Origin of the sequence: Qipengyuania sp. NPDC077410, from assembly GCF_044543405.1 — a bacterium.
GTDB classification, from domain to species: domain Bacteria; phylum Pseudomonadota; class Alphaproteobacteria; order Sphingomonadales; family Sphingomonadaceae; genus Qipengyuania; species Qipengyuania pacifica.
The window spans coordinates 99,499-123,543 of record NZ_JBITWB010000001.1; the positions used below are offsets into that span (position 1 = coordinate 99,499).

Below are 24,045 nucleotides of genomic sequence, written 5' to 3' on the forward strand. Positions count from 1 at the left end.
AAGCTACGACCTCTCGCTGCGCACATATAAGACCCACGACCAATTCCCCTGCTCAAACCCCAAATGCTTCGCCCATGCCTAACTTGCGCTAACTGGATTCGCACATGGCTTGCGCGCGCGATGAAGCAGTTGCCTTTCCGCATGGAAACCGTAGAAATCAGAATAGTGCATATTCCGATCGGTAATAATAACGACGAAGGCCTTGAACTTCTGAAGCAATTGCCCTGACGGAAGCAATGCTAGCGACGACGTGGTATTTGCGGGGGCGATAAATGCCAAGCTCTGATGAGGCTCAACAAGAGCGGCAGAGCCGCGATTTGCGCAAGCTCGACCTTAATCTGCTTATCGTGTTCGAAACCGTCTACAAGACCGGCAGCGTCAGCGAGGCAGCCCGGGTTTTGGGTATGACGCAGCCTACTGTCAGTAATGCATTGGCGCGCCTTCGAGATCATTTCTCCGACCAGCTCTTTGTGCACCGGGATCGTAGCATGAAGCCAACGGCGCGCGCCCGGGCTCTCCTACCTCCAGTGAAAGAAGCGCTGACCGCTTTGCGGCGCGGCCTATCGCTCGAAACCGACTTCGATCTGATTACCGCCGATCGCCGGTTTCGGCTGCTCTTGCACGATTTCAGCGTACCGTCGGTTCTGCCGCCGATCATCAAAGCGCTCGATGATGCGCAGTCATCTTGCTCGGTCGAAGTGATTACGCCGGACTGGTCGCGACCGCACGAGGCACTCACCAATGGCGACGCCGATATCATGCTCGACATTTCCCTGCACGATCAGCCCGGTGTCACGCTCGAGCCGCTTATGGACGGCGAGGCGGTCTGCGTCGTCCGGGCAGCCCACCCCACGATCGGGCACGCTCTCTCGCCAGAGCAGTTCGCGGAGAACGGGCACGCCGTGGTCGAAAAGGAAATGCGCCTGCACCTTCCCACGGCGCGGCTGGTGATGGCGGCCGGGTTGGAACGCCGGGTCGTAGCCGTGGTACCGAATGCTGCCAGCCTGACGGTTACGATCGCAACGACAAACCTGATCGCGATAGTGCCGCGACGCTATGCCGAACTGGTGGCACCGATCTATCGGCTGAGAATACTTCCGGTCCCCTTTGAATATCCAAAAACCAAAATTTTCTTGGGTTGGGCCACAGAGCGCGCTGACGATCCAGGACTTCAATGGCTACGCGGCCTGATCCGGGCGACCTTCGCCGCCTGACCAATTCCCGATGTGCCAGACCAAAGGCTGCACACCTTACGGTTCGCTAACCGGTGGTTATCTTGAAGCACGCTAGGAAAACTGGAGCGGGTGAAGGGAATCGAACCCTCGTCGTCAGCTTGGGAAGCTGCTGCTCTACCATTGAGCTACACCCGCGAACCATGTCCGACTTCATGCCGTATCGGCCATACAACGCGACGAGGCGCCTGCCACGACAGGGCTCGATCAGTCAATATGGCTTGGCTGCCCCTACGTGTTGCACCAGCGAACCCCACCAAACCCAATTAGGGAATGAAGTCACCATCTGGTAGTTAGGCTGCCGTTCACCATCACTGGACGGAGTCGCAGGCTTTCAACCGACCACTTGGCGGACTCCCCGATCGGAGCGAGCTTATATGCATGACTACAATCTCCAATATGTGGATGACGATGGGATCTCCCAGACGATCTCGTTTTCTGCTCTCACGCCCAATGGCGCGCTGGATCGGGCCATGACGATCGCGCCTGGTCGGTGGGCGAAGCTGCGCGACGAAGCGGGCGATATCTGTCGGATCGAACGTCTGTCCCATTCTGCCGTGTGGCGTATCGCGCGCACGGCCTGATAGCCTTTTGTCGGCCGGCCACGTTTGTCCTTTGCGGCGCGTGTATCGTCTGGCGTTGACCTGCCGCTAGCGCAATCTCCGACCAACCGCGGAAAACGCGTCCGGCGAGGGTTCCCTCCTGGGAGGAGGGCTATACAAGGCCCCAATGTCGACCAATCGTGAATGGGTGAACTGGGCCATCGGCCGGATCGAAGCCGATTTCCATCGGTCGGCCGATACCCATCTCATACCTTTGCCCGTACCGGCCCTTCCGGATATCGCCATCTACCTGAAAGACGAATCCAGTCATCCGACCGGCAGCCTGAAGCATCGCCTTGCCCGATCGCTATTTCTTTATGGTCTGTGCAACGGATGGATTTGCGAACGCACCGCTATTGTCGAGGCGTCCAGCGGATCCACTGCCGTTTCGGAAGCCTATTTCGCCAGGATGCTCGGACTGCGTTTTATCGCCGTCGTTCCACGCTCGACAGCGCAGGCGAAGCTTGATGCCATCGCCTTCTACGGAGGGGAATGCCACTTCGTCGATCGGCCATGCGAAATTTACGACGCAGCGCAGTCGCTCGCCGATGAACTGGACGGCCATTACATCGACCAGTTCACTTTTGCCGAACGCGCCACAGACTGGCGCAGCAACAACAACATTGCCGAATCGATCTTCGCCCAGATGGAGCGCGAACCGCATCCCGTACCGCGCTGGATCGTGTGCGGTGCGGGCACGGGCGGGACGTCTGCCACCATCGGGCGCTTCGCACGATACAATCGTTTCGACACGCGCGTATGCGTGGCCGATCCGGAAGGATCCGTGTTTCACCGCCACTGGCAGGATCGCTCGATCGAGCGGGTGGATCATTCAGCGGGCTGCATAGAAGGCATCGGCAGACAGCGGGTCGAGCCCAGCTTTCTCCCCGATGTGATCGACCGCATGGAAGCCGTGCCGGACGTCTGCTCGATCGCGGCGGCGCACGAAGTCAGCCAGCGCCTGGGTCGCCGCTGCGGCGGATCTACCGGAACGAACGTCTGGGCGTGCGCGAAGATCGCGGCGGAGATGGCCGAACGCGGCTGGAAAGGATCGATCGTGTCCATCCTTTGCGATGATGGCGCGCGCTATTCCGATACGATCTTCGACAGCGCATGGCTCGCAGCGCGTGGTCTGGACATCATGCCGCAGCAAAAGAAAATCGCGCATTTCTTCGAAACCGGCACATTCGCGGCCGAATGACATTCAGGCAGGATAAGGGGCCGCACGATCATGATCAGCGATGACAGGATAATCCTTGGCCTGCTGGCTCTCGTCCTCGCGTTCGTGTTCGCCACGCGCGAGAGGCCCGGTTGGCAGCGATTCTATGTCTTCGTGCCGATCATCCTGATCTGCTACCTCGTACCCAGCCTGATGACGACCTTCGGCCTGATCGACGTGTCGCAGAGCAATCTGTGGCCCGTGGCGAAGGACTATTTCCTGCCCGCCGCGCTGTTCCTGATGACGCTCAGCATCGACATCAAGGGCATTCTGGGCCTTGGCAATAAGGCCATCATTATGTTCCTTACCGCCACCGTCGGCATTATCCTGGGTGGCCCACTGGCGCTGTGGATCGTTGCGCAGTTCGAACCATCGATTATCGGTTCCGGCGACACGGCAGCATGGCGGGGCCTTGCAACGCTCGCAGGAAGCTGGATCGGCGGCGGAGCGAACCAGACCGCGATGCTCGAAGTCTATGGTTATCCTCTCGAAGGTTTTGCTGCGCTACTGGCTGTCGACATCATTGTCGCCGAAATCTGGATGGTCTTCCTGCTGTATGGCGCTGGCGCGCATGAGCGTGTCGACCGCTGGCTGGGCGCGGACAGTTCTTCGATCGCCAAGCTGCGCGATACCATGGCCGACTACACCGAAAGTATCGAACGCGTTGCCAAGGCAAACGACTATGTCCTGCTATTCGGCATTACCTTTGCGGTCGTCGGCCTCTCGCATCTGCTTGGTGGCTGGCTCGGGAATTTCTTCGCCGAATTGCAGGGCGAAGAGGCGACGCTGGCCAGCGAATTCTTCTGGGTAGTGGTCATTTCGACCACTCTCGGTCTTGCCGCCAGCTTTACCCGCGCCCGCGAACTGGAGGGTATCGGGGCGAGCAAGTTCGGTGTGCTGTTCATTTTCCTGCTCGTTGCAGTAATCGGCACGCGAATGGATGTTACGAAGATCGCGGATGCTCCTGCTTTCATGGCGATCGGCTTCATCTGGATGCTGTTCCACGTGATACTGCTGCTGGTTGTCGCCAAGATCATAAAGGCGCCGTTTTTCTTCGTCGCGGTAGGTAGCAAGGCCAATGTCGGCGGGGCCGCGTCCGCACCGGTCATAGCCGCTGCATTTCACCCCGCCCTCGCCCCAGTCGGCGTGCTGCTTGCCGTGCTTGGCTATGCACTGGGAACATACGGCGCCATCCTGTGCGCGCAGATGATGGCAGGGGTCGGCTAGACCGCAGTTCGTGAAGGTTTCAGCCGATACCGGTTGATTTCGGACCTCTCGTGCGTATTGGCCGTTGCCAACGAAAGAGAGGATTTTTCCCATGCGTCAGGTTGACCATTTCATTGCCGGCAACAGCCCGGCAGCCACCCGCAAGCACAAGATCTGGAACCCGTCGACGGGCGAGGTTCAGGCCGAAGTTGCGCTGGGCGATGCTTCCCTGCTTGATCAGGCGGTTGCGGCTGCCAAGAAGGTGCAGCCCGAATGGGCCGCGACAAATCCGCAGAAGCGCGCCCGGGTCATGTTCGAATTCAAGCGGCTTGTCGAAGAAAACAAGCAGCAACTTGCCGAGCTGCTCGCCAGCGAACACGGCAAGGTCGTGGACGATGCGCACGGCGATGTGCAGCGCGGGCTTGAAGTCATCGAATATGCGTGCGGCATTCCGCAGGCGCTCAAGGGCGAATACACGCAGGGCGCAGGCCCCGGCATCGACGTTTATTCGATGCGCCAGCCGCTGGGTATCGGCGCGGGCATCACTCCGTTCAATTTTCCGGCGATGATCCCGATGTGGATGTTCGGCATGGCGATCGCGGCGGGCAACGCCTTCATCCTCAAGCCGTCCGAACGCGATCCCAGCGTGCCCGTTCGCCTCGCCGAACTCTTCGTCGAAGCTGGCGCACCCGAAGGGCTGCTGCAGGTCGTCCACGGCGACAAGGAAATGGTCGATGCCATCCTCGATCATGAGGATATCGCCGCCGTCAGTTTCGTCGGGTCGAGCGACATCGCCCACTATGTCTACAAGCGCGGCGTTGCTGCGGGCAAGCGCGTGCAGGCCATGGGCGGCGCAAAGAACCACGGCATTGTCATGCCGGATGCCGACCTCGATCAGGTAGTCAACGATCTGGCCGGGGCAGCCTTCGGTTCGGCGGGCGAGCGTTGCATGGCGCTGCCCGTGGTCGTCCCGGTCGGCGAGGATACAGCGGACAGGTTGCGCGAAAAGCTCATCCCCGCGATCAATGCCCTGCGCGTTGGTGTCAGCACCGACAAGGACGCCCATTACGGTCCCGTCGTTACGCCCGAACACAGGGCGCGGATCGAACAATGGATCGACACGGCGGAAAAGGAAGGCGCCGAAGTTGTGATCGACGGTCGCGGCTTCAGCCTTCAGGGGCATGAAGACGGCTTCTTCGTCGGCCCGACCCTGCTCGACCGCGTAACCACCGACATGGAAAGCTACCAGGAAGAAATCTTCGGCCCCGTGCTGCAGATTGTGCGCGCCCGGGATTTCGAGGATGCCGTTCGCCTGCCGAGCGAGCATCAATACGGTAATGGCGTCGCCATCTTCACCCGCAATGGCCATGCTGCACGCGAATTCGCCCACCGGGTGAATGTCGGCATGGTTGGCATCAACGTGCCGATCCCCGTCCCCGTCAGCTATCACAGCTTCGGCGGCTGGAAGCGCTCTGGCTTCGGCGACACCGACCAGTACGGCATGGAAGGCCTCAAGTTCTGGACCAAAGCCAAGAAGGTCACGCAGCGCTGGCCAGATGGCGGCGGCGATGGTTCCAACGCCTTCGTCATCCCCACGATGGGATAAGACCTTTCGCAGGAGCGTTGGGGACTGATGATGACACGCAAAACTTTCTCCTTCGCCCTGCCCGTGGTCCTGCTGGCCGCCGCCTGTTCGGACAATTCCGACACCGCGCCCGATCCCGATGCCACGATGACGGTCGAACCCGATGGCGGCATCGGCGACGGGGCCGGTCCGCCCGAACCCGTCACGGCGGACACCATCCCCGCGGCTTTTCTGGGTGTGTGGGATGCTGGTGGCGGCGATTGCGCCCCCGCATCGCTCACCCGGATGGAAATCCTGCCCACCACATTCCAGTTCTACGAATCGCACGGCGACGTAACCCGTATCGAGGTCGACAGTCCCGAAAAGATCGTCGTCTCGCTGGCGATGGAGGGCGAAGGCGAACAATGGCAGATGGCGCGTATGTTCACCCTTTCCAATAACGGCCAGACGCTAACCCCGTCCGCTGTCGATCCCGAAGAACAGTTCGAACCTACACCCCTGACGAAGTGCGAATAGGAGCCCCCGTAATGCGCATTCTCACCCTGGGCCTCATGGCCGTCCCGCTTGCTGCCTGTGCCACCACCCCGGGGCCCGATACCCCGGCAGATCAACCGCCGCCCATGGCCGGGGCATGCAACGCTGACGCTGCGCAGTCGCATGTTGGCAGCACCGTTTCGGCGGCAATCGGCGCCACCATCCAGAAGGAAAGCGGTGCCCGGTCGCTGCGCTGGGGCCCGCCCAATTCGGCATGGACGATGGATTACCGCGAAGATCGCGTGAATGTCCGCTATGATGACGAGATGAAAATCACCGAAATCACCTGCGGGTGACACGCCGACACGCCTTCACCGGATCGCCCTACGAAGCGCAATTCGGCTTCGCTCGGGCGGTGCGGGAAGGCAATCGGATAATCGTGGCCGGTACGGGACCGGTCGAAGACGATGGCTCGTCCACGCCCGGCGATGCAGCCGCTCAGGCCGAACGCTGTTGCGTCCTCATCCTGCGCGCCATCGAAGAACTGGGCGGCAGCGCCGATGATGTCGTACGCACCCGCATGCTGCTGACCGATCCGGCCGATCAGGATGCTGTGGGCGCGGTCCATGCCCGCTTTTTCGGTGAAGCGCGTCCGGCAGCGACCATGGCGGGCATCGCATGGCTCTGCCGTCCGGAATGGAAGGTCGAGATGGAAGCGGAAGCTTTACTGGGCATGCCACCCTCGGGCTGATTGTGCCCATCGTCCTGATCGGAACGTGGGACAGCACAAACGGTTGATCGCAAACGCCAAGGTATTCCCGGAGATTGTTTATGAAGCCACTGCTGTATCTTGCCCCGATTGCTTTAGCGGGCCTCGTCGCTTGTTCCCCGTCGGGCGATACCAATGAAACGGCCGCGGATGCGACCGCTGAACCCACCCCGGCCGGAACTATCGAACCCGATCCGAACGGACCTGCGGCGAACCCCGCCGCTCCTGACGCGATGGGCGATACAGCACCCGTCTCGAATGACAGGACCTTCCCTGTCGCCCTGCGTGGCAAATGGCGTCTGACCGATGGCCCTGCGCCCACCGCAGCGCAATGCGAAAGGGCGACAGGCGATAATATCGGCAAAGTACTGGAAATCGACGAAACCCGCTTCAGCGTCTTCGAGAATCGCGGGAAGGCCACCGAAGTGAAGCAACGCGGGGCGGGCATGGTCCGCGCCATATTCGATACGACATATGCCGATACGCCGACCAGCGCGGATCTGACATTCGCAGTCGATCCGGAAAGCCGGACGCTTACGGTTACCGATAACGAAGGGCGGGACGAAGCGCGCGTTTACAAACGCTGTCCCGGCTGAAGCGCGCCCGGGCGGCATTCGGCACTGATCCTGCTGCACACGGCTACCGCATTACGCCGCCCCTCCCCCTTTCCGGCGAAGCACTGCCTTATCATGATTTCCGCATGATCCGGCGCGGCCTTCGTGATATCGCTCGATTGGGTCGACGCATAATTGGGGGCATACAATTACAATGAAATCACATGTCTGGTGGATAATCGGCGGAATAATCGCTCTGATCGGCGGCTTCTTCGCTCTTCTCAATCCTGTACCTGCGACGCTCGCAGTGAACTTTTTCGCTGGTTGGTCCTTCATCATGTTCGGCATTCTCGCCCTCGTCGGCGTGTTCCAGCTCGACAGGGGACGCCACAAGATGTTCATGGCCATCTTCGGCCTTGCTGCACTGCTCCTTGGCATTTCGCTGATCGCCAATCCGCTCGCCGGCGTACTGACGCTTACCCTGCTGGTTGCCAGCATCATACTCATCTCGGGTATTGCGCGGATATTCTCCGCATTCCATCTGCGCGGCACCCGCCTGTTCTGGCTGATGCTCGTCTCGGGCGTTATCTCTGTCCTCCTTGCAGTTCTGATCTTCGCGGATTTCCCAGCTTCCGCCATGAGCATTCTGGGACTTTTCCTGGGCTTCGAGCTTCTCTTCAGCAGCATCTCCATGTTTTCCATGGCATCTATCGCTGCACAGGCCGAAAAAACCCGCGGGCAATTCTGATCTCACTGGCTGTGCCCGATCCATTCCAACGACCTTGGTAATCTGATCGGGCACCGCCCTCCTCCGGACGCCCCCTTCCCTCGCCTGTCCGGCGGCGCTACAGCGCGCCCCATGACGACGAATGCAGGACAATTCCAGCTCACCGAAGAACAGCTGCAGATCCAGGAAATGGCGCAGCGCTTCACGGCCGACAACATCACGCCCTTTGCCGGGGAATGGGACGAGAAATCGCACTTCCCTATCGACGTGATCAAGCAGAGCGCCGAACTCGGCTTCGGCGCGATCTACGTCAGCGAGGAATCAGGCGGTATCGGCCTCGGTCGGCTTGAAGCGGCGCTGATCATGGAAGCCATGGCCTATGGCTGCGCGGCGACCAGTTCCTTCATATCCATCCACAACATGGCCGCCTGGATGATCGACCGCTTCGGTGGAGAAGAACTCAAGGGTCGGTACCTTCCCGACCTCGTCACCATGAACAAGGTCGCCAGCTATGCCCTGACCGAGCCGGGCAGCGGATCGGATGCCGCGGGTCTCAAGACCACTGCGAAGCTCGATGGCGACCACTACGTGCTGAACGGAACCAAGCAGTTCATCTCGGGCAGCGGCTTCAACGATGTCTATGTCACGATGGTCCGCACCGGCGAACACAAGACCAAGGGGATAAGCTGCCTCGTGATCGACAAGGACACGCCCGGCGTGTCTTTCGGAAAACCGGAGAAGAAGCTCGGCTGGAATGCCTCACCCACCGCACAGCTCATCTTCGAAGATGCGCGGGTGCCGGTCGCCAATCGTGTCGGGCCGGAAGGCGATGGTTTTCGCTACGCCATGGCGGGCCTAGACGGGGGACGCCTCAACATCGGCGCCTGTTCGCTGGGCGGCGCACAGCGCTGCCTCGACGAAGCGGTGAAATACACCAAGGAACGGCAGCAGTTCGGCCAGCCGATCGCGGATTTCCAGAATACCCAGTTCATGCTGGCCGACATGGCTACCGATCTGGAAGCTGCCCGCGCGCTGCTTTACCTCGCGGCGGCCAAGGTCACCGACAACGCGCCGGACAAGAGCAAGTTCTCCGCCATGGCCAAGCGGCTCGCAACCGACAGCGGCAGCAAGGTAGTCAATGACGCGCTGCAACTCTTCGGTGGCTACGGCTATCTCAAGGAATATCCGATCGAACGCTTCTGGCGCGATCTGCGCGTCCATTCGATCCTTGAAGGCACCAATCAGGTCATGCGAATGATCGTCGGGCGGGAGATGCTGAGACAATGACCGAAGACGTAAACATTCATGTCCACGGCCACGCCGGCCATCTTTCGCTCAACCGCCCCAAGGCGCTGCATGCACTGACGCTCGACATGTGCCATGCAATCAGCGCGGCGCTGACTGACTGGGCGGATGACGAAGCCGTGCAGGCCATCATTCTCGACCACGCCGAAGGGCGCGGCTTCTGCGCGGGCGGGGACATCAATCTCCTGCGCAATTCGGCGCTCAACGACGGCGGTAAAAGCGGCCGTGAATTCTTTCACGACGAATACCAGCTCAACCACCAGATGTTCGAATATGAAAAGCCGATCGTGGCCTTCATGGACGGCATCACCATGGGCGGCGGCGTCGGCATCGCCATGCCGTGCAAATATCGCGTCGCGACCGAGAACACGCGCTTCGCCATGCCGGAAACAGGGATCGGCCTGTTTCCTGATGTTGGTGGCGGCTGGCACCTGTCGCGCCTCGGCGGGCGGCTCGGACAATTCCTTGCGCTTACCGGTGCGCGGCTCGATGGCGCGGAATGCGTGTGGGCAGGAATTGCCACGCATTATCTCGATCCAGCCGATCTGGCCGAAGCCAAATCGCGCATCGCCGCCGGTCACGAACCGGGGCAGGTCTTGAGCGCGCTTGCCAAGACCCCGCCGGCTGCGCGGCTCGAAAGCAACGAAGCTGCCATCAAGAAGCATTTCGCATCCGACCGCTACGAGGACATCCTCGCAAGCCTTGAAGCGGACGATAGCGAATGGGCAGCGAAGGAACTCGCGACGCTGCGCACCAAGAGCCCGCAGACCTGCAAGGTAGCCCTGCGGCAGCTTAAGGAAAGCGAACAGCTCGACAGCTTCGCCGACAACATGCGCATGGAATACCGCATCGCCAGCCGCGTTCTGACCCGTCCGGATTTTTCGGAAGGCGTGCGCGCAGTGATCGTGGACAAGACCAACGACCCTAAATGGGACCCGGCGACGCCCGAGGGCGTGAGCGAGGAACTGCTCGACCAGATCTTCGCCCCGCTTCCCGCCGACGAGGAATGGAGACCCCTATGAGCTATGAAACCATCACGGTCGAACAGCGCGATGCCGTAACGCTGATCACCCTGAACCGCCCCAAGGCGCTGAACGCGCTTAACAGCAAGGTCCTGGAAGAACTGATCGATGCGTTCGCCGCCTATCAGGCCGACGACAGCCAGCTGTGCGCCGTGCTGACCGGCTCGGGCGACAAGGCATTCGCCGCAGGCGCCGACATCAAGGAAATGAGCGAGAAGGAAGCAGCCGACTTCTATCTCGAGGACTTCTTCGCGCCCTGGACCAGCGAGATCGTCAAGAAAACCCGCAAGCCGTGGATCGCCGCGGTCAACGGCTTCGCGCTGGGCGGCGGATGCGAACTTGCGATGATGGCCGATTTCATCATCGCGTCGGAGAACGCCAAGTTCGGCCAACCGGAAATCAAGCTCGGCGTTGCGCCGGGCATGGGCGGCTCGCAGCGCCTCACAAAGGCCATCGGCAAGTCCAAGGCCATGGAGATGTGCCTGACCGGGCGCATGATGGATGCCGAGGAAGCAGAACGCAGCAATCTCGTCGCCCGCGTGGTGCCGCACGATCAGCTTCTCGATGAAGCAATGAAGACAGCGAAGCAGATCGCCTCGATGCCACCGATGGCCGCGATCGCGAACAAGGAAATGGTAAACGCCGCTTTCGAAACCAGCCTCGATCAGGGCTTGATCGTCGAACGCCGCATCTTCCAGATTCTCGCCGCGAGCGAGGACAAGAGCGAAGGCATGGCCGCCTTTGTCGAAAAGCGCGAAGGCCAGTGGAAGGGCCGTTAAGCCGATCCCCTCGGAATAAAAGAATACCCGGAGAGAGAACATGAAAATCGCCTTCATCGGCCTCGGCAACATGGGCGGCGGCATGGCCGCGAACCTCGTCAAGGCGGGGCACGAAGTGAACGCCTTCGACCTGTCGGAAGAAGCGCTGGCAACGGCCAAGTCCAACGGCTGTGAAACTTTCGCAGATCCGGGCGAAGCCGTCCAAGGCGTCGACGGCGTCGTGACCATGCTGCCTAATGGGGAGATCGTGAAGTCGGTCTACGAAGGCAGCGTGATCGGCAAGGCTCCGCAGGGGGCCGTCCTGCTCGATTGTTCGACCATCGACGTTGCCACCGCCAAGGAGGTGAGCGCTGCGGCCGAGGCCGCCGGTTACGACATGGTCGACGCGCCTGTTTCAGGCGGGATCGCGGCGGCCAACGGCGGCACACTCACCTTCATGGTCGGCGGGACCGAGAAGGCTTTTGGACGTGCCGAAGAGGTGCTTCAGGCCATGGGCAAGGCCGTCATCCACGCTGGCGATGCAGGCGCTGGCCAGACCGCCAAGATCTGCAACAACATGCTGCTCGCCATTTCCATGATCGGCACTGCCGAAGCCATGAAGATGGCAGAGAAGCTGGGCCTCGACCCGCAGAAATTCTACGAGATTTCCAGCCAGTCGTCGGGCTACTGCTGGTCGCTCAACGCCTATACGCCCATGCCCGGCGTCGGCGCGGAAAGCCCTGCGGACAAGGATTACAAAGGCGGCTTCGCTACCGGTCTGATGCTCAAGGACCTGCGTCTCGCGATGGAAGCCGCACAGACCGCCGATGCGTCCACCCCATTGGGCGCCCACGCGAAAGAGCTTTACGAACAGTTCGCCAAGGACAACGCCGGCCTCGATTTCTCGGCGATCATCAAGACGCTCTGATTTCATCGAGTACCCGCGCGAGCCATTCGCGCGGGACCTTGCGCCGGCCGACATCGGCTACGAATTCCTGTCCGCGGGCGACGCTTTTCAACCTCCCGCCCCGCAGCCAGCGGTCGGCGCGGTCATGATAGCTCAGCCCACCGCGCGCCATCCAGGGCGGCCTCTCCCACACGGATGGCGACGCGCCCGCAGCGGTGAGGCGCAAGGCATCGCTGGCCCGCCGTGCCTCTTCGCCCGGCCCCGAATATATCGTATCGTTCGAAGCGTGCATGGCGAGGGCATGCGGGTGTCCATGCTCGATCAGTCGGTCCGGAACCTCTCCTGTCAGATCGATCACCTCTTCCACTTCGAGATAGCCGAAGATGCGATGATGCGGATCGCCCCCGTCTTCGCGAAACAGGCCGAAGAACAGGAAGACATCGCCCACACCTACGCCGCGATTGGAAAGGTGGGTTTGCGCCGCGCCGCACTGGCCGAACAGGCAGGTGCCATCGCTGAGGAACATCGGGTCGTGATGACACAGATCGTCTGCTCCAAGCCGCCCTCTGCTGGCCTTGTTTGCGTGAGCGCCGAGACCGAGATCGCCAAATGTGGTGCGGGAGGCTGCTCCTGCGGGTATCGGCAGGCTCAACGGACGCCCACCGACGATCGGCGAAGGCCCGCCACCCGACGCGCTATCGAACCCCTTGCGTGAAAAGATGATCCGCATGCCCCCTCCAGTGCCCTAGGGCCGGTACAGTGACAACCATGACCGTCGCGCCTATCTGCGCAGGGATGAGCAGCGTTTACGATGGCAAGGTCACTGCCCTGATCGTGGCCGGGACAAGCTCCCCCGCGCGCGATCAGCTGGCCGAACGCGCGGGCGTGTCTCGCAAATACCTGGTTCCCGTCGATGGCATGCCCATGATCGAGCGGCTTGTCATGAATGCCGCCAAGAGCCCGCGCATCGGCGCAATCCACATCGCCGCACGCGAGGCCGATGAAATCGCAGCCATTCCGTCGATTGCAAAACTGGTCGATAAAGGACGGCTGGCGTTCACGTCAGAAGCGTTCGACATGGTCGATAGCATGTTCGCAGGCGCCGATGGCGCGAGCTATCCGATCCTGATCACGAGGGCGGACAACTGCCTGTGGCTTCCCCGGGACTTTACCGAGTTTGCCGACAAGGCCATCGCGAGCAAGGCCGCTGCTGCTTCCGCGATTGCCCGCGAGGAAGACGTGATCGCAGTCGATCCGGACAGGCAGGGGAGATGCTATGAATTCTCCGAAGGCAGATATTCGACCTGCAACACCTACTGGATCGCCGATGCCTGCGCACTCTCCGTGGCGCAGATCATGTGCAGCGGCGGAGAGTTTGCGAAGGATACCGGCCGCCTGGCCGAAGCGTCGGAGCGCGACGGCTTCGAACTCGCTCCGATCGTGATGGAGCACGGCTACTGCGCGATCGCCGTAAACGATGAGCACAGTTTGCACGTCACCGAAAAGCTGCTGATGAAACGCCTCGCCACGGCCTGACACTCAGGCCGCACCGACGTGCCGCCCCATCCGCCAGCGTCTGACCGGGCGCCACATCGACGCGGTGCTGGAAGGGACGACGTCCAAAGATATGCCCGCGGGCTCGCCGCCTGCTAGCGGCAGCCCCCGGAGCATCATGCCATATCGGGATCGTTCCAGGCCAGCACCGGCTTGCGCGCAGCCTGCGTTTCGTCGAGGCGGCGACGCGGCGCGTAATGCGGCGCGGTCTTCAGGCTTTCGTCGCCCTCTTTCGCGCGCTCGGCGACGCTGCGCAGAGCCATGATGAACTGGTCCAGCGCCGCCTTGCTTTCCGTTTCGGTTGGCTCGACCAGCATGGCCCCGTGGACGACCAGCGGGAAATACATGGTCATCGGGTGATAGCCTTCGTCGATCATGGCCTTGGCCAGGTCGAGCGTGGAGAGACCTTCTGCAAAGCCCTTATCGCTGAACAATGCCTCGTGCATGCACGGGCCGCTTGGTCCGAATGGCGCGTCGAGCACATCGTCCAGGCTGCGCAGGATGTAATTCGCGTTGAGCACGGCATCTTCGGCAACCTGCTTCAACCCGTCCGCCCCGTGGCTGAGGATATAGGCGAGCGCCCGCGTGAACATGCCCATCTGGCCATGGAACGCGGTCATCCGGCCGAAGTGCTGCAGCGCCCCGCCGAAATGTTCCTTGGCGAACTCTTCCGCATCCTCTTCTTCGATCAGGTGGACGACGCCGTCCTTGGTCCGCGCCGTGTAGGGCAGCGGTCCGAACGGAGCGAGTGCCTCGGAAAGGACGACCGGGCCCGAGCCCGGGCCGCCCCCGCCATGCGGGGTGGAGAAGGTCTTGTGGAGGTTGATGTGCATCGCATCGACGCCGAGATCGCCGGGGCGGACCTTGCCGACGATGGCGTTGAAGTTCGCCCCATCGCAATAGACGAAACCTCCCGCCGCATGGACTGCATCGGAGATCGCCTTCATGTCGCGCTCGAACAGGCCGCACGTATTCGGATTGGTGATCATCACTCCAGCGACATCGGGGCCCAGCCGCGCCTTGAGCGCTTCCAGATCGACGCGGCCTTCGGTGGTCGCGGGAATGTCCTCCACCTTGTAACCGGCAAAGGCGGCCGTCGCGGGATTGGTCCCGTGCGCGCTTTCCGGCACCAGGATCACCTCGCGTGCATCGCCCCGCGCTTCGAGTGCGGCGCGAATGCACAGAATACCGCACAATTCGCCATGGGCGCCCGCCTTGGGACTCATGGCGACGGCGTGCATGCCGGTAAGATCGATGAGCCAGTGAGCGAGTTCATTGATGACTTCGAGCGCACCGCGCACCGTGTCGACCGGCTGCAGCGGATGCACGTCGGCAAAGCCGGGCATGCGCGCGATCTTTTCGTTGAGCCGCGGATTGTGCTTCATCGTGCACGAACCCAGCGGAAAAAGGCCGAGGTCGATCGCGTAATTCTGCCGCGACAGGCGCGTGTAATGCCGGACGGTTTCCGGTTCGGACAGGCCCGGCAGGCCGATCGCCTCGCTCCGCTCGAAACCGCCAAGCCGGTTCGCCCCGCTCCCGGGATCCGGCAGGTCCACACCGGTCGTCTCGACATGGCCGATCTCGAACAGCAGCGGCTCTTCCAGCATCAGCGCGCGATTGCCGGTGGCCGTATCGGGACCGCTCATTGCGTTATGGCCTTCGACGGGGGTGCCGGGCTTCCAGCCCGATGCATTGGGCGTGCTCATGCCAGCACCTCCTCGAGTGCGGAGGCAAGCGTTTCGATGTCCTCCTCGGTGGTGGTTTCAGTCACGGCAACCAGCAGTCCGTTTGCCAGATTCTCGCTTCCCGGGAACAGGCGGCCGAGCGACACGCCTGCAAGAACGCCGTCATCGGCCAGTTGACGCACGACCGTGCGCGCATCGGTGCCGAGAAGGACCGTGAATTCATTAAAGAAGGTATCGTTCAGCACCGTTACGCCGGGCACCTTGGCCAGACGGTCCGCGGCGAGGCACGCCAGGCGATGGTTTTCCATTGCCAGTCGGCGCAGGCCCTTTTCGCCAAGCAGGGTCATGTGGACGTTGAAAGCCAGCGCGCAGAGGCCCGAATTGGTGCAGATGTTGCTGGTCGCCTTTTCACGGCGGATATGCTGCTCGCGGGTGGACAGGGTCAGCACGAAGCCGCGCTTGCCCTCCGCATCTACCGTTTCGCCGCACAGGCGCCCCGGCATCATGCGCACATGCTTTTCGTCGCGCACGGCAAACAGGCCGAGGTAAGGGCCGCCGAACTGCAGGCCCACGCCGATCGCCTGGCCTTCGCCGACCACGATGTCCGCCCCCAGTTCGCCCGGCGACTTGATTGCCCCCAGTGCGACAGGTTCGGTATTGACTGCAATCAGCAGGGCCCCCTTGTCATGCGCGGCTGCGGCAATCTTCGCGAGGTCCGGCAGACGCCCGAGAATGTCGGGATATTGCACCACGACACAGCTCGTATCGGAATCGATGCGGGCAATCAGGCCATCATCGTCGGGCTTGGCGGTCAGGCTCGGCGGGGCACCGGCGATCTCGTCGTCGGTGAACTTCGCCATGGTCCGCACGACTTCCGCGTAGTGCGGGTGCAGTGCGCCCGAAAGCACAACCTTGCGCTTCTTGCCGCGCGCCACGCGGCCCGCCATGGCGACCGCTTCCCAGCACGCGGTCGAACCGTCGTACATGGATGCATTGGCCACCGCACACCCGTAAAGCCGCGCAACCTGGCTCTGGAACTCGAACAGCATCTGCAGCGTGCCCTGCGCGATTTCCGGCTGATAGGGCGTGTAGGCGGTCAGGAACTCGCCGCGCTGGATGATGTGATCGACGCTCGCGGGGATGTGGTGCTTGTAAGCCCCCGCCCCCAGGAAAAAGGCCGCATCCGATGCCGCCAGATTCTTCTTCGACAACCGCCGCATATGCTTTTCGACGGCCATCTCGCTGGCATGCATCGGCAGGCCCTCGATCGGTCCGGAAAGGCGGGCCTCTTCGGGTACATCGGCGAACAGGGCGTCGATGTCCGGTGCGCCGATCACGTCCAGCATTGCCGAACGATCGGTATCGGTCAGGGGTAGGTAGCGCATTTCAAAGTCCCGTCATCCCGGCAAAGCCTGGGATCTCGTGCAGCTATGTCCGGCGTGGCAGCCGGGCGATCCCGGCTCGCGCCGGGAGGGCGGTTACAATCCGTCGCAGAAGCTCTTGTAGGCGGCCTCGTCCATCAGACCGTCGAATTGCGATTTGTCGCCAATGGTCATCTTGAAGAACCAGCCATCTTCTTCGGGCGAGGTGTTCACCAGCGCCGGATCGTCTTCGAGCGCGGCATTGGTTTCCATGACCTCGCCACTGATGGGGGCGTAGACGTCGCTGGCGGCCTTGACGCTTTCGACTACGGCGGCATCCTTGCCCTTGTCGATCACGGTGCCGACATCCGGCAATTCGACGAAGACGATATCGCCCAGCTGGCCTTGTGCGTAATCCGTGATGCCGACAGTGGCGGTTTCGCCCTCGACATCGATCCATTCATGTTCATCGGTGAAGTAACGGGCCATCGGTCAGTTTCCTCTGTGATAGCGGTGGGGGACGAAGGGCAGCTTGGTGACCTTCGCTGGCAATCTCTTGTTACGAACCTCGACTTCGAGTTCGGTTCCCTCGGAGGTGAGTGCGGTGTCGACGTATCCCATGGCGATGGGCCGCTCGAGCGTGGGCGAAAAACCGCCCGAAGTGATCCGGCCGACTTGTGTTTCGCCCGAATAGATCGGCGCGCCTTCACGGGCTGGCATGCGCCCGTCGATGGCAAGGCCGACACGCTTTTGCGCAGGGCCGTTTTCCAGCACCTGCATGACCTTTTCGTGCCCCATCCAGCCGCCTTGCTCGCGGCGTTTCTTGGTCAGCGCGAAACCGAGGTCGGCAGACACCGGGTCGGTATCGGTCGTAATGTCGTGGCCATATAGCGGAAGACCTGCTTCGAGCCGCAGGCTGTCGCGTGCGCCAAGGCCGATGGGCCGCACTTCGATTTCCGCGCACAGGCGATCGGCCAGGCTTTCCGCGAATTCTGCCGGGACGGAAATTTCGAACCCGTCCTCGCCGGTATAGCCGGAACGCGTGATGCGCAGCGGCCATTCGCCGAACTCGTGCGTCACGCTTTCCATGAAGACCATATCGTCGATGACATTGCGCATGACGCGGTTCAGCGCGGTTGCGGCACTGGGGCCCTGCAGCGCGATAAGCGCATGCTCGTCCATATGGGTGAGCGTGACATCGTCGTCGATGAACTCGCGCAGGTGGCCGATGTCTTCCCACTTGGTCGCACCGTTGACGACGAGATAATAGGCAGGCTCGCCCCAGTGACCTTCGTCGCCTGCATCCACATCACCTTCGATCCAGGGCGTGGCATTGGTGACCATCAGATCGTCGAGTATGCCGCCATCCTCGTCCAGCAGCAGCGAATAGCGCACTTTGCCCGGCTTCAGCGACGCAATCGCTCCGGGGAGGAGCTTTTCCAGCTCTTCGGCCGCCTTTCCGCCGGTGACCATGATCTGGCCCATGTGGCTCACGTCGAACAGGCCTGCCTGGCTGCGGGTCCAGTTATGTTCGGACACGATCCCGTCGAACTGGATCGGCATGTAATAGCCGGCAAACGGCACCATGCGCGCGCCCTTGCGGCGATGCCATGCATCCAGCGGCAGCGTTTCGGTTTCGGCAATGGTATCGTCAGTATCGTCGCTCAAGTCCCGTCCTTCGCAAAGCATGGGTGCGCCCCGCAAAGGTGCGCTAAGAAAACCCATGCCCCCTCTGTCGGGAAACCTGAGAGACTGACGCACTAATGGGTGCGCTTACCCCTTCGGTGGCCCCCGCTGGAGCGGAGACGCTTTCCAGAGTGTCGATGGTGCGCACGGTCCGTTTAGCCTGAGAGTTTCCGGGGCGGTTGCTCCTTCGGCGCCGGATGGACGCCGCCACCCGAACTCTCCCGTACGCGCCTGCCGCAGAATCGCCTCTGCAGCCGACGCCTGCTGCACTGCGATATTCGGCGGTAACGGTCAATCGCCCAGCTGCATCAAATACGGTTCAGCCACAGCAAATATGCCGCCGATGCGACGATCCATGCCCCGTCCAGCGTCTTGAGCCGGCGCGCACCCAGCCACAGGGCGATCGGACGGGCGAAAAACCCGCCGACCGCAGCGGCCGGCCCCGCCAGCAGGACGACCTCCCACTGGATCGTGCCGGCGCCGATATGCCAGACCGAGCCCGCGATCACGCTGACAGACGAAATGACGCACGCGGCACCGGTGCACAGCAGCACGGGATAATGGCGGATGAAGAGATAGAGCGCGACCATCTCCCCCACCCCCACCGAAAACAGCGCCGTCAGGATGCCGCCGGGAATGGCCAGCAGGATGAGCACCACAAGATCGCCGCGCCGCAGCGTCCCGCGTTCCGGTCGCGTGAGATTGACCGTCCATGTAGACGCGATCAGCGCCAGGCCGAGCAGGATGGAAAACGCCTTGTAACCCATCAGCACCGCATGCTGATCGAATGCCGTCAGCCTTTGCGTCAGCAGCATCGCGGGAAGCGACAGGGCAAGAACCGCCAGTGCGACGGTAAAGAAATCGCGCGGGGCGACCCGTGCGTGCAGCGGCGCGGGTTCTGGCTGGTGATAGAGCCGGTCGGTCCAGCGCAAAGCGCCCATGGTCATGCCGAAGCTCTGGATGGCCATCGATACGCCGACGACCTGCAGCGGTTGCAGGTCCATGACCGACCATTCGCGAAGCGCATTGAACACCGGCACGAAGACCACGCCCCCGCCGGTCCCCGACGTGTTCGCGATGATTGCGCCGATCACACCGATGCCGGGCAGGAACCACAGCCTGCGCAGCAGGTCGGCATCGTAGGGAACGAGCAACAGCAGGAGCAGCCAGACGGCGAGCAATATGCTCCCGCCGATCAGCACCAGCCTCCCCCTGGGGAGCGCGGTCAGTCCAGATTGGGTCGCAGCCATCGCTCGGCAGTCGCCATATCGACGCCGCGCCGCTGCGCATAGTCTTCCAGTTGATCGCGCCCGATGCGGGCCACGCCGAAATACTGCGCCTCGGGATGGGCAAAATAGAACCCGCTCACGGCCGCGGTGGGATACATGGCGAAATTCTCGGTCAGCGTGATCCCGGTATTGGCTTCGGCATCGAGCAGGTCGAACAGCATCGGCTTGAGGCTGTGGTCGGGACAGGCGGGATAGCCGGGCGCCGGGCGGATGCCGCGGTATTTTTCCTTGATCAGCGCTTCGTTGGTCAACTGCTCCTGCGGCGCATACCCCCACAGTTCCGAACGGACATGCTGGTGCAGCCTCTCGGCAAACGCCTCGGCAAACCGGTCGGCCAGCGCTTTGAGCAGAATGTCGGAATAATCGTCCTTGTCCGCAAGGAAGCGCTTCGAATGCTCCTCGATCCCGTGGATGCCGACCGCAAAACCGCCCATCCAGTCGCCCGCCGGGTCGATGAAATCGGCCAGGCACATGCTCGCCCTGTCCCGGCTCTTCTTCACCTGCTGGCGCAGGAACGGCAGCACCGTGTGCGTTTCGCCATCGGGATCGTGGATGGTGACATCGTCGCCATCGCGTGCGCAGGGCCAGAAGCCGGCGACACCGCGGGCGGTGAGCCATTTTTCCGCAATGATCCGCTCCAGCATGGCATCGGCATCCGCCTTCAGGCTGCGCGCGCTTTCGCCGACCACGTCGTCGTCGAGGATCTTGGGATAGGTCCCGTGCAGTTCCCAGGCGCGGAAGAAGGGCGTCCAGTCGAAATAGTCGCGCAGTTCGGCAAGGTCCCATTCCTCGAACACATGCGTGCCCGGCTGCAGCGGCGGCGCGGCCTTGTCCGACAGATAGGCATCGTAGAAATTCGCCCGCGCATCTTCCAGGCTGAGCAATTCGCTCTGCCCCTTGCCCGCCCGCGTATCGCGCACATGGGCATAGTCCGCCGCGGTGGTCGACACGAATTCCTCGCACTGCGTATCCGACAGCAGACGGCTCGCCACACCCACCGCGCGGCTGGCGTCGAGAACGTGGATGACCGGCCCGGGATAGGCCGGATCGATCCGCAGCGCGGTGTGCACCTTGCTGGTGGTCGCCCCGCCGATCAGCAGCGGCATGGTCATGTTGGCCGCCTTCATCTCTTCCGCGACAGTCACCATCTCGTCGAGCGAGGGGGTGATCAGGCCCGACAGGCCGATCATGTCCGCATCGTTTTCGTTCGCGGCTTCGAGGATCTTGGCCCACGGCACCATCACGCCGAGGTCGATCACTTCATATCCGTTGCACTGCAGGACCACGCCGACGATGTTCTTGCCGATGTCGTGCACGTCGCCCTTGACCGTGGCCATGATGATCTTGCCCTTCGCGCGGGCGCCCGCTTCCTTTTCCGCCTCGATGAAGGGGATGAGATGCGCCACCGCCTTCTTCATGACGCGGGCCGATTTGACCACTTGCGGCAGGAACATCTTGCCGCTGCCGAAGAGGTCGCCGACGACGTTCATGCCGTCCATCAGCGGGCCTTCGATCACCTCGATGGGCCGCGCGAACTGCTGGCGCGCTTCTTCGGTATCGGCGACGACATGCGCGTCGATCCCCTTGACCAGCGCATGTTCCAGCCTGCGGCCCACTTCCCAGCCGCGCCATTCCTCGGCTGCCTTTTCGTCGGCCGCGCTCTTGCCCTTGTAGCTTTCGGCCAGATCGATCAGCCGTTCCGTCGCATCGGAACGGCGCATCAGGATCACGTCCTCGCAGGCCTCGCGCAGCACCGGGTCGATCTGGTCGTAAACGTCCAGCTGCCCGGCATTGACGATCGCCATGTCGAGCCCGGCGGGGATCGCATGATAGAGGAACACCGAATGCATCGCGCGGCGCACGGTCTCGTTGCCCCGGAAACTGAAGCTGAGATTGGAGAGGCCCCCGCTCGTCTTCGCATGGGGGCAGCGCGCCTTGATTTCCGCCACCGCCTCGAGGAAGTCGAGGCCATAACGGTCATGCTCCTCGATCCCGGTCGCCACGGCGAAAATGTTGGGGTCGAAGATGATGTCCTCGGGCGGATAGCCGATGTCCGTCAGCAGGTCGTAAGCCCGCGCGCAGATTTCGACCTTGCGCTCCTTCGTATCGGCCTGGCCCGTCTCGTCGAACGCCATGACGACGACTGCGGCCCCGTAATCCATGCATTTGCGCGCATGGTCCAGAAACGCGTCCTCGCCTTCCTTCATGCTGATGGAATTGACGATCGGCTTGCCCGATACGCACTTCAGTCCGGCCTCGATCACGCTCCATTTGGAACTGTCGATCATCACCGGGACCCGTGCGATATCGGGTTCCGCGGCGATCAGCTTGAGGAAGGTCGTCATCGCCTTTTCGGCGTCCAGCAGGCCTTCGTCCATGTTGACGTCGATCACCTGCGCACCGTTTTCCACCTGCTCGCGCGCGACTTCGACGGCGGTTTCGTAATCGTCCGCCATGATCAGTTTCTTGAACCGGGCGGATCCGGTCACATTGGTGCGTTCGCCGATGTTGACGAACCGGGCGGTGGATTTGTTGCTCATGATCTCAAAGTCCGGTCGAGTGCGCGCGCCAGCACGACATCGTCATAAAAGGTTCCGCCAACGTCGAAACGACGCGTGGCGATCTGTTCGAAGCCCTGCTTCCTGTAGAAACCGATGGCCCGCTCGTTGTCCTGCTTCACGCCCAGCAGCAGGCGGTCATGGCCCGCAGCCCCGGTCAGCGCGGCCTCGAACAGCCGCCCGGCAATGCCGCTGCCGTGGAAACGCGACAGCAGGTAGATTTTCTTCAATTCGATGTCGCCGGGTTCCGCCGCGTCCAGCTCGGGCCGGTTGACCAGCGCATAACCGATCGGCGCCGCGTCCAGTTCGGCCAGCCAGGCCTTTGCCCCTGCCGCCAGCAGCTGGCGCAGATAATCCGGCGCATGTGCCCGTTCGCAATGCGCGACCAGCGCCTCGCCGCTGATCATGCCGGCAAAGGTTTCCAGGAACGTGGCATCGGCCACCAGCGACAGGCGGCCCGCGTCCGCTGCCCCGGCCTCCCGGATGACCACCTTGCTGGCGTCGAACCCGGTCATGCCGCGATCGTGAACGGCTCGAGCCCGGCCAGATGCATTTCGGGATTGCGGCTCGGGCGCTTGCGCGGGGCCAGCCCTTCGACCGCCCTGGCCATCGCTGCGATATGCGCAGGCGTCGATCCGCAGCAGCCGCCCAGCGCATTGATGCGCCCGTTTTCGGCCCAGACCCGGGTCAGCGCCGCCGTCGTTTCAGGCATCTCGTCATATTCGCCCAGATCGTTGGGCAGGCCCGCATTGGGATAGGCCATCAGCCAGCTGTCGGCGATGTCCGACAGCAATTGTACATGCGGGCGAAGCTGTTCGGCGCCGAAACTGCAATTGAGGCCGATGGTCAGCGGTTTGGCGTGGCTCACCGTGTACCAGAACGCCTCTACCGTATGGCCCGACAGATTGCGGCCCGAAAGATCGGTCAGCGTCAGCGATATCATCAGCGGAATGTCGCGGTTCAGTTCGCGCTCCAGCTGCTTCACCGCCATGATCGCAGCCTTGCAGTTCAGCGTGTCGAACACGGTTTCGATCAGGATGAAATCGGCTCCGCCCTCGACCAGTGCGGCGCATTGTTCGCGGTAAACGTCCACGATCTCGTCGAAGGTCACCTCGCGGAAGCCCGGGTCTTCCACGTCGGGCGACAGCGACAGCGTCTTGTTGGTCGGCCCCACCGCCCCGGCAACGAAGCGCGGCACGCCATCGTTACGCGCATCGATCGCTTCGCGGATGATCCGCGCTGCCGATATATTGATGTCGCGCACCAGTCCCTCGGCACCGTAATCGGCCTGGCTGATGCGGTTGGCGTTGAAGGTATTGGTCGCCAGGATATGCGCGCCGGCATCGATATAACTGTCGCAGATCGTGCGTATCACCTGCGGCTGGGTCAGGTTGACCAGATCGTTATTGCCCTTCTGGTCGTCCGCCAGCCCGGTATCGCCTGCATAGTCCTCCGGCGCCAGTTTCGCGCGCTGGATCGCCGTACCGTAGGGCCCGTCCTTGATCAGGATGAACTGCTTGGCAGCGGCTTCGAATTCTTCGCGTTTGGTCAT

The 24,045-nt window shown here is 62.2% G+C and carries 24 protein-coding genes, 1 tRNA gene and 1 riboswitch; of the genes, 15 read left to right on the top strand and 10 right to left on the bottom strand.

Going from position 1 to position 24,045, the window contains the following annotated elements; genetic code table 11:
* Positions 1-272 precede the first annotated feature (272 nt).
* A complete protein-coding gene (locus ACIGGE_RS00470) occupies positions 273-1,214 on the top strand; it encodes a LysR family transcriptional regulator (RefSeq protein WP_397489085.1) in 942 nt (313 codons plus the stop codon).
* Positions 1,215-1,296: 82 nt separating this feature from the next.
* Here the strand turns inward: ACIGGE_RS00470 and ACIGGE_RS00475 are convergent.
* A tRNA-Gly gene (locus ACIGGE_RS00475) sits at positions 1,297-1,370 on the bottom strand.
* A gap of 239 nt (positions 1,371-1,609) precedes the next feature.
* Between ACIGGE_RS00475 and ACIGGE_RS00480 the strand changes: the two genes are divergently transcribed.
* From ACIGGE_RS00480 to mmsB, 13 genes are all read left to right on the top strand, one after another.
* The gene (locus ACIGGE_RS00480; RefSeq protein ID WP_397489086.1) at positions 1,610-1,816 is read left to right on the top strand and encodes a hypothetical protein; all 207 of its coding nucleotides are present in this window, start codon (positions 1,610-1,612) and stop codon (positions 1,814-1,816) included.
* A gap of 145 nt (positions 1,817-1,961) precedes the next feature.
* A complete protein-coding gene (locus tag ACIGGE_RS00485) occupies positions 1,962-3,035 on the top strand; it encodes a PLP-dependent cysteine synthase family protein (protein WP_397489087.1) in 1,074 nt (357 codons plus the stop codon).
* Positions 3,036-3,065: 30 nt separating this feature from the next.
* A complete protein-coding gene (locus ACIGGE_RS00490) occupies positions 3,066-4,280 on the top strand; it encodes a DUF819 domain-containing protein (RefSeq protein WP_397489088.1) in 1,215 nt (404 codons plus the stop codon).
* A gap of 91 nt (positions 4,281-4,371) precedes the next feature.
* Positions 4,372-5,865, top strand: a complete 1,494-nt coding sequence (locus ACIGGE_RS00495) for a CoA-acylating methylmalonate-semialdehyde dehydrogenase (protein WP_301642221.1) — start codon at positions 4,372-4,374, stop codon at positions 5,863-5,865.
* A 27-nt stretch (positions 5,866-5,892) separates the two neighbouring features.
* Positions 5,893-6,360: a hypothetical protein gene (locus ACIGGE_RS00500; RefSeq protein WP_397489089.1), complete on the top strand. Its 468-nt coding sequence runs from the start codon at positions 5,893-5,895 to the stop codon at positions 6,358-6,360.
* Positions 6,361-6,371: 11 nt separating this feature from the next.
* On the top strand, positions 6,372-6,674 hold the full coding sequence (locus ACIGGE_RS00505; protein ID WP_397489090.1) for an I78 family peptidase inhibitor: 303 nt from the start codon (positions 6,372-6,374) through the stop codon (positions 6,672-6,674).
* The gene (locus ACIGGE_RS00510; protein WP_397489091.1) at positions 6,671-7,069 is read left to right on the top strand and encodes a RidA family protein; all 399 of its coding nucleotides are present in this window, start codon (positions 6,671-6,673) and stop codon (positions 7,067-7,069) included. The genes ACIGGE_RS00505 and ACIGGE_RS00510 overlap by 4 nt, the downstream gene beginning before the upstream one ends.
* Positions 7,070-7,149: 80 nt before the next feature.
* The gene (locus ACIGGE_RS00515) at positions 7,150-7,683 is read left to right on the top strand and encodes a hypothetical protein (RefSeq protein ID WP_397489092.1); all 534 of its coding nucleotides are present in this window, start codon (positions 7,150-7,152) and stop codon (positions 7,681-7,683) included.
* A 172-nt stretch (positions 7,684-7,855) separates the two neighbouring features.
* Entirely contained in the window at positions 7,856-8,389 is a 534-nt protein-coding gene (locus ACIGGE_RS00520) for a DUF308 domain-containing protein (protein ID WP_272020023.1), read from the top strand.
* Between the two features lie 111 nt (positions 8,390-8,500).
* Positions 8,501-9,655: an acyl-CoA dehydrogenase family protein gene (locus ACIGGE_RS00525; protein ID WP_221598035.1), complete on the top strand. Its 1,155-nt coding sequence runs from the start codon at positions 8,501-8,503 to the stop codon at positions 9,653-9,655.
* A complete protein-coding gene (locus ACIGGE_RS00530) occupies positions 9,652-10,695 on the top strand; it encodes an enoyl-CoA hydratase/isomerase family protein (protein WP_103022380.1) in 1,044 nt (347 codons plus the stop codon). The genes ACIGGE_RS00525 and ACIGGE_RS00530 overlap by 4 nt, the downstream gene beginning before the upstream one ends.
* On the top strand, positions 10,692-11,474 hold the full coding sequence (locus ACIGGE_RS00535; protein ID WP_397489093.1) for an enoyl-CoA hydratase-related protein: 783 nt from the start codon (positions 10,692-10,694) through the stop codon (positions 11,472-11,474). Before ACIGGE_RS00530 ends, ACIGGE_RS00535 begins: the two co-directional genes overlap by 4 nt.
* A 40-nt stretch (positions 11,475-11,514) precedes the next feature.
* The gene (gene mmsB / locus ACIGGE_RS00540; protein WP_397489094.1) at positions 11,515-12,381 is read left to right on the top strand and encodes a 3-hydroxyisobutyrate dehydrogenase; all 867 of its coding nucleotides are present in this window, start codon (positions 11,515-11,517) and stop codon (positions 12,379-12,381) included.
* Here mmsB and ACIGGE_RS00545 read toward each other — a convergent pair.
* A complete protein-coding gene (locus ACIGGE_RS00545; RefSeq protein WP_397489095.1) occupies positions 12,368-13,090 on the bottom strand; it encodes a hypothetical protein in 723 nt (240 codons plus the stop codon). The genes mmsB and ACIGGE_RS00545 overlap by 14 nt on opposite strands.
* 38 nt (positions 13,091-13,128) lie before the next feature.
* Here ACIGGE_RS00545 and ACIGGE_RS00550 point away from each other — a divergent pair, with 38 nt between their 5' ends.
* Positions 13,129-13,896, top strand: coding sequence for a hypothetical protein (locus tag ACIGGE_RS00550; RefSeq protein ID WP_397489096.1), 768 nt, complete (start codon positions 13,129-13,131; stop codon positions 13,894-13,896).
* 134 nt (positions 13,897-14,030) lie between these two features.
* Here the strand turns inward: ACIGGE_RS00550 and gcvPB are convergent, their stop codons facing one another.
* From gcvPB to ACIGGE_RS00590, 8 genes are all read right to left on the bottom strand, one after another.
* Positions 14,031-15,620, bottom strand: coding sequence for an aminomethyl-transferring glycine dehydrogenase subunit GcvPB (gene gcvPB, locus ACIGGE_RS00555; protein WP_397489097.1), 1,590 nt, complete (start codon positions 15,618-15,620; stop codon positions 14,031-14,033).
* On the bottom strand, positions 15,617-16,984 hold the full coding sequence (gcvPA, locus tag ACIGGE_RS00560; protein WP_397489098.1) for an aminomethyl-transferring glycine dehydrogenase subunit GcvPA: 1,368 nt from the start codon (positions 16,982-16,984) through the stop codon (positions 15,617-15,619). The genes gcvPB and gcvPA overlap by 4 nt, the downstream gene beginning before the upstream one ends.
* A gap of 93 nt (positions 16,985-17,077) precedes the next feature.
* On the bottom strand, positions 17,078-17,449 hold the full coding sequence (gcvH, locus tag ACIGGE_RS00565) for a glycine cleavage system protein GcvH (protein WP_222828286.1): 372 nt from the start codon (positions 17,447-17,449) through the stop codon (positions 17,078-17,080).
* A gap of 3 nt (positions 17,450-17,452) precedes the next feature.
* On the bottom strand, positions 17,453-18,649 hold the full coding sequence (gene gcvT, locus ACIGGE_RS00570) for a glycine cleavage system aminomethyltransferase GcvT (RefSeq protein WP_397489905.1): 1,197 nt from the start codon (positions 18,647-18,649) through the stop codon (positions 17,453-17,455).
* A 134-nt stretch (positions 18,650-18,783) separates the two neighbouring features.
* Positions 18,784-18,880: riboswitch (glycine riboswitch) on the bottom strand.
* Positions 18,881-18,954: 74 nt separating this feature from the next.
* Positions 18,955-19,896, bottom strand: coding sequence for a sulfite exporter TauE/SafE family protein (locus ACIGGE_RS00575; protein WP_397489099.1), 942 nt, complete (start codon positions 19,894-19,896; stop codon positions 18,955-18,957).
* A complete protein-coding gene (gene metH, locus ACIGGE_RS00580; protein WP_397489100.1) occupies positions 19,872-22,475 on the bottom strand; it encodes a methionine synthase in 2,604 nt (867 codons plus the stop codon). Before metH ends, ACIGGE_RS00575 begins: the two co-directional genes overlap by 25 nt.
* Positions 22,472-23,008 carry a GNAT family N-acetyltransferase gene (locus ACIGGE_RS00585; RefSeq protein WP_397489101.1) on the bottom strand — a complete coding sequence of 179 codons (537 nt, stop codon included), beginning with the start codon at positions 23,006-23,008 and terminating at the stop codon, positions 22,472-22,474. Before ACIGGE_RS00585 ends, metH begins: the two co-directional genes overlap by 4 nt.
* Positions 23,005-24,045 carry a homocysteine S-methyltransferase family protein gene (locus ACIGGE_RS00590; protein WP_397489102.1) on the bottom strand — a complete coding sequence of 347 codons (1,041 nt, stop codon included), beginning with the start codon at positions 24,043-24,045 and terminating at the stop codon, positions 23,005-23,007. The genes ACIGGE_RS00585 and ACIGGE_RS00590 overlap by 4 nt, the downstream gene beginning before the upstream one ends.

Excerpts from the sequence above, each read along its gene's own strand:
- ACIGGE_RS00480 (WP_397489086.1), top strand. The coding sequence starts at position 1,610 with ATGCATGACTACAATCTCCAATATGTGGATGACGATGGGATCTCCCAG.
- gcvPA (WP_397489098.1), bottom strand. The coding sequence starts at position 16,984 with ATGCGCTACCTACCCCTGACCGATACCGATCGTTCGGCAATGCTGGAC.
- metH (WP_397489100.1), bottom strand. The coding sequence starts at position 22,475 with ATGAGCAACAAATCCACCGCCCGGTTCGTCAACATCGGCGAACGCACC.
- gcvPB (WP_397489097.1), bottom strand. The coding sequence starts at position 15,620 with ATGAGCACGCCCAATGCATCGGGCTGGAAGCCCGGCACCCCCGTCGAA.
- ACIGGE_RS00485 (WP_397489087.1), top strand. The coding sequence starts at position 1,962 with ATGTCGACCAATCGTGAATGGGTGAACTGGGCCATCGGCCGGATCGAA.
- ACIGGE_RS00590 (WP_397489102.1), bottom strand. The coding sequence starts at position 24,045 with ATGACCAAACGCGAAGAATTCGAAGCCGCTGCCAAGCAGTTCATCCTG.
- gcvT (WP_397489905.1), bottom strand. The coding sequence starts at position 18,649 with ATGCTTTGCGAAGGACGGGACTTGAGCGACGATACTGACGATACCATT.
- ACIGGE_RS00505 (WP_397489090.1), top strand. The coding sequence starts at position 6,372 with ATGCGCATTCTCACCCTGGGCCTCATGGCCGTCCCGCTTGCTGCCTGT.
- ACIGGE_RS00545 (WP_397489095.1), bottom strand. The coding sequence starts at position 13,090 with ATGCGGATCATCTTTTCACGCAAGGGGTTCGATAGCGCGTCGGGTGGC.
- ACIGGE_RS00550 (WP_397489096.1), top strand. The coding sequence starts at position 13,129 with ATGACCGTCGCGCCTATCTGCGCAGGGATGAGCAGCGTTTACGATGGC.
- ACIGGE_RS00520 (WP_272020023.1), top strand. The coding sequence starts at position 7,856 with ATGAAATCACATGTCTGGTGGATAATCGGCGGAATAATCGCTCTGATC.
- ACIGGE_RS00535 (WP_397489093.1), top strand. The coding sequence starts at position 10,692 with ATGAGCTATGAAACCATCACGGTCGAACAGCGCGATGCCGTAACGCTG.
- ACIGGE_RS00500 (WP_397489089.1), top strand. The coding sequence starts at position 5,893 with ATGATGACACGCAAAACTTTCTCCTTCGCCCTGCCCGTGGTCCTGCTG.
- gcvH (WP_222828286.1), bottom strand. The coding sequence starts at position 17,449 with ATGGCCCGTTACTTCACCGATGAACATGAATGGATCGATGTCGAGGGC.
- mmsB (WP_397489094.1), top strand. The coding sequence starts at position 11,515 with ATGAAAATCGCCTTCATCGGCCTCGGCAACATGGGCGGCGGCATGGCC.
- ACIGGE_RS00490 (WP_397489088.1), top strand. The coding sequence starts at position 3,066 with ATGATCAGCGATGACAGGATAATCCTTGGCCTGCTGGCTCTCGTCCTC.
- ACIGGE_RS00470 (WP_397489085.1), top strand. The coding sequence starts at position 273 with ATGCCAAGCTCTGATGAGGCTCAACAAGAGCGGCAGAGCCGCGATTTG.
- ACIGGE_RS00585 (WP_397489101.1), bottom strand. The coding sequence starts at position 23,008 with ATGACCGGGTTCGACGCCAGCAAGGTGGTCATCCGGGAGGCCGGGGCA.
- ACIGGE_RS00575 (WP_397489099.1), bottom strand. The coding sequence starts at position 19,896 with ATGGCTGCGACCCAATCTGGACTGACCGCGCTCCCCAGGGGGAGGCTG.
- ACIGGE_RS00515 (WP_397489092.1), top strand. The coding sequence starts at position 7,150 with ATGAAGCCACTGCTGTATCTTGCCCCGATTGCTTTAGCGGGCCTCGTC.
- ACIGGE_RS00495 (WP_301642221.1), top strand. The coding sequence starts at position 4,372 with ATGCGTCAGGTTGACCATTTCATTGCCGGCAACAGCCCGGCAGCCACC.
- ACIGGE_RS00530 (WP_103022380.1), top strand. The coding sequence starts at position 9,652 with ATGACCGAAGACGTAAACATTCATGTCCACGGCCACGCCGGCCATCTT.
- ACIGGE_RS00525 (WP_221598035.1), top strand. The coding sequence starts at position 8,501 with ATGACGACGAATGCAGGACAATTCCAGCTCACCGAAGAACAGCTGCAG.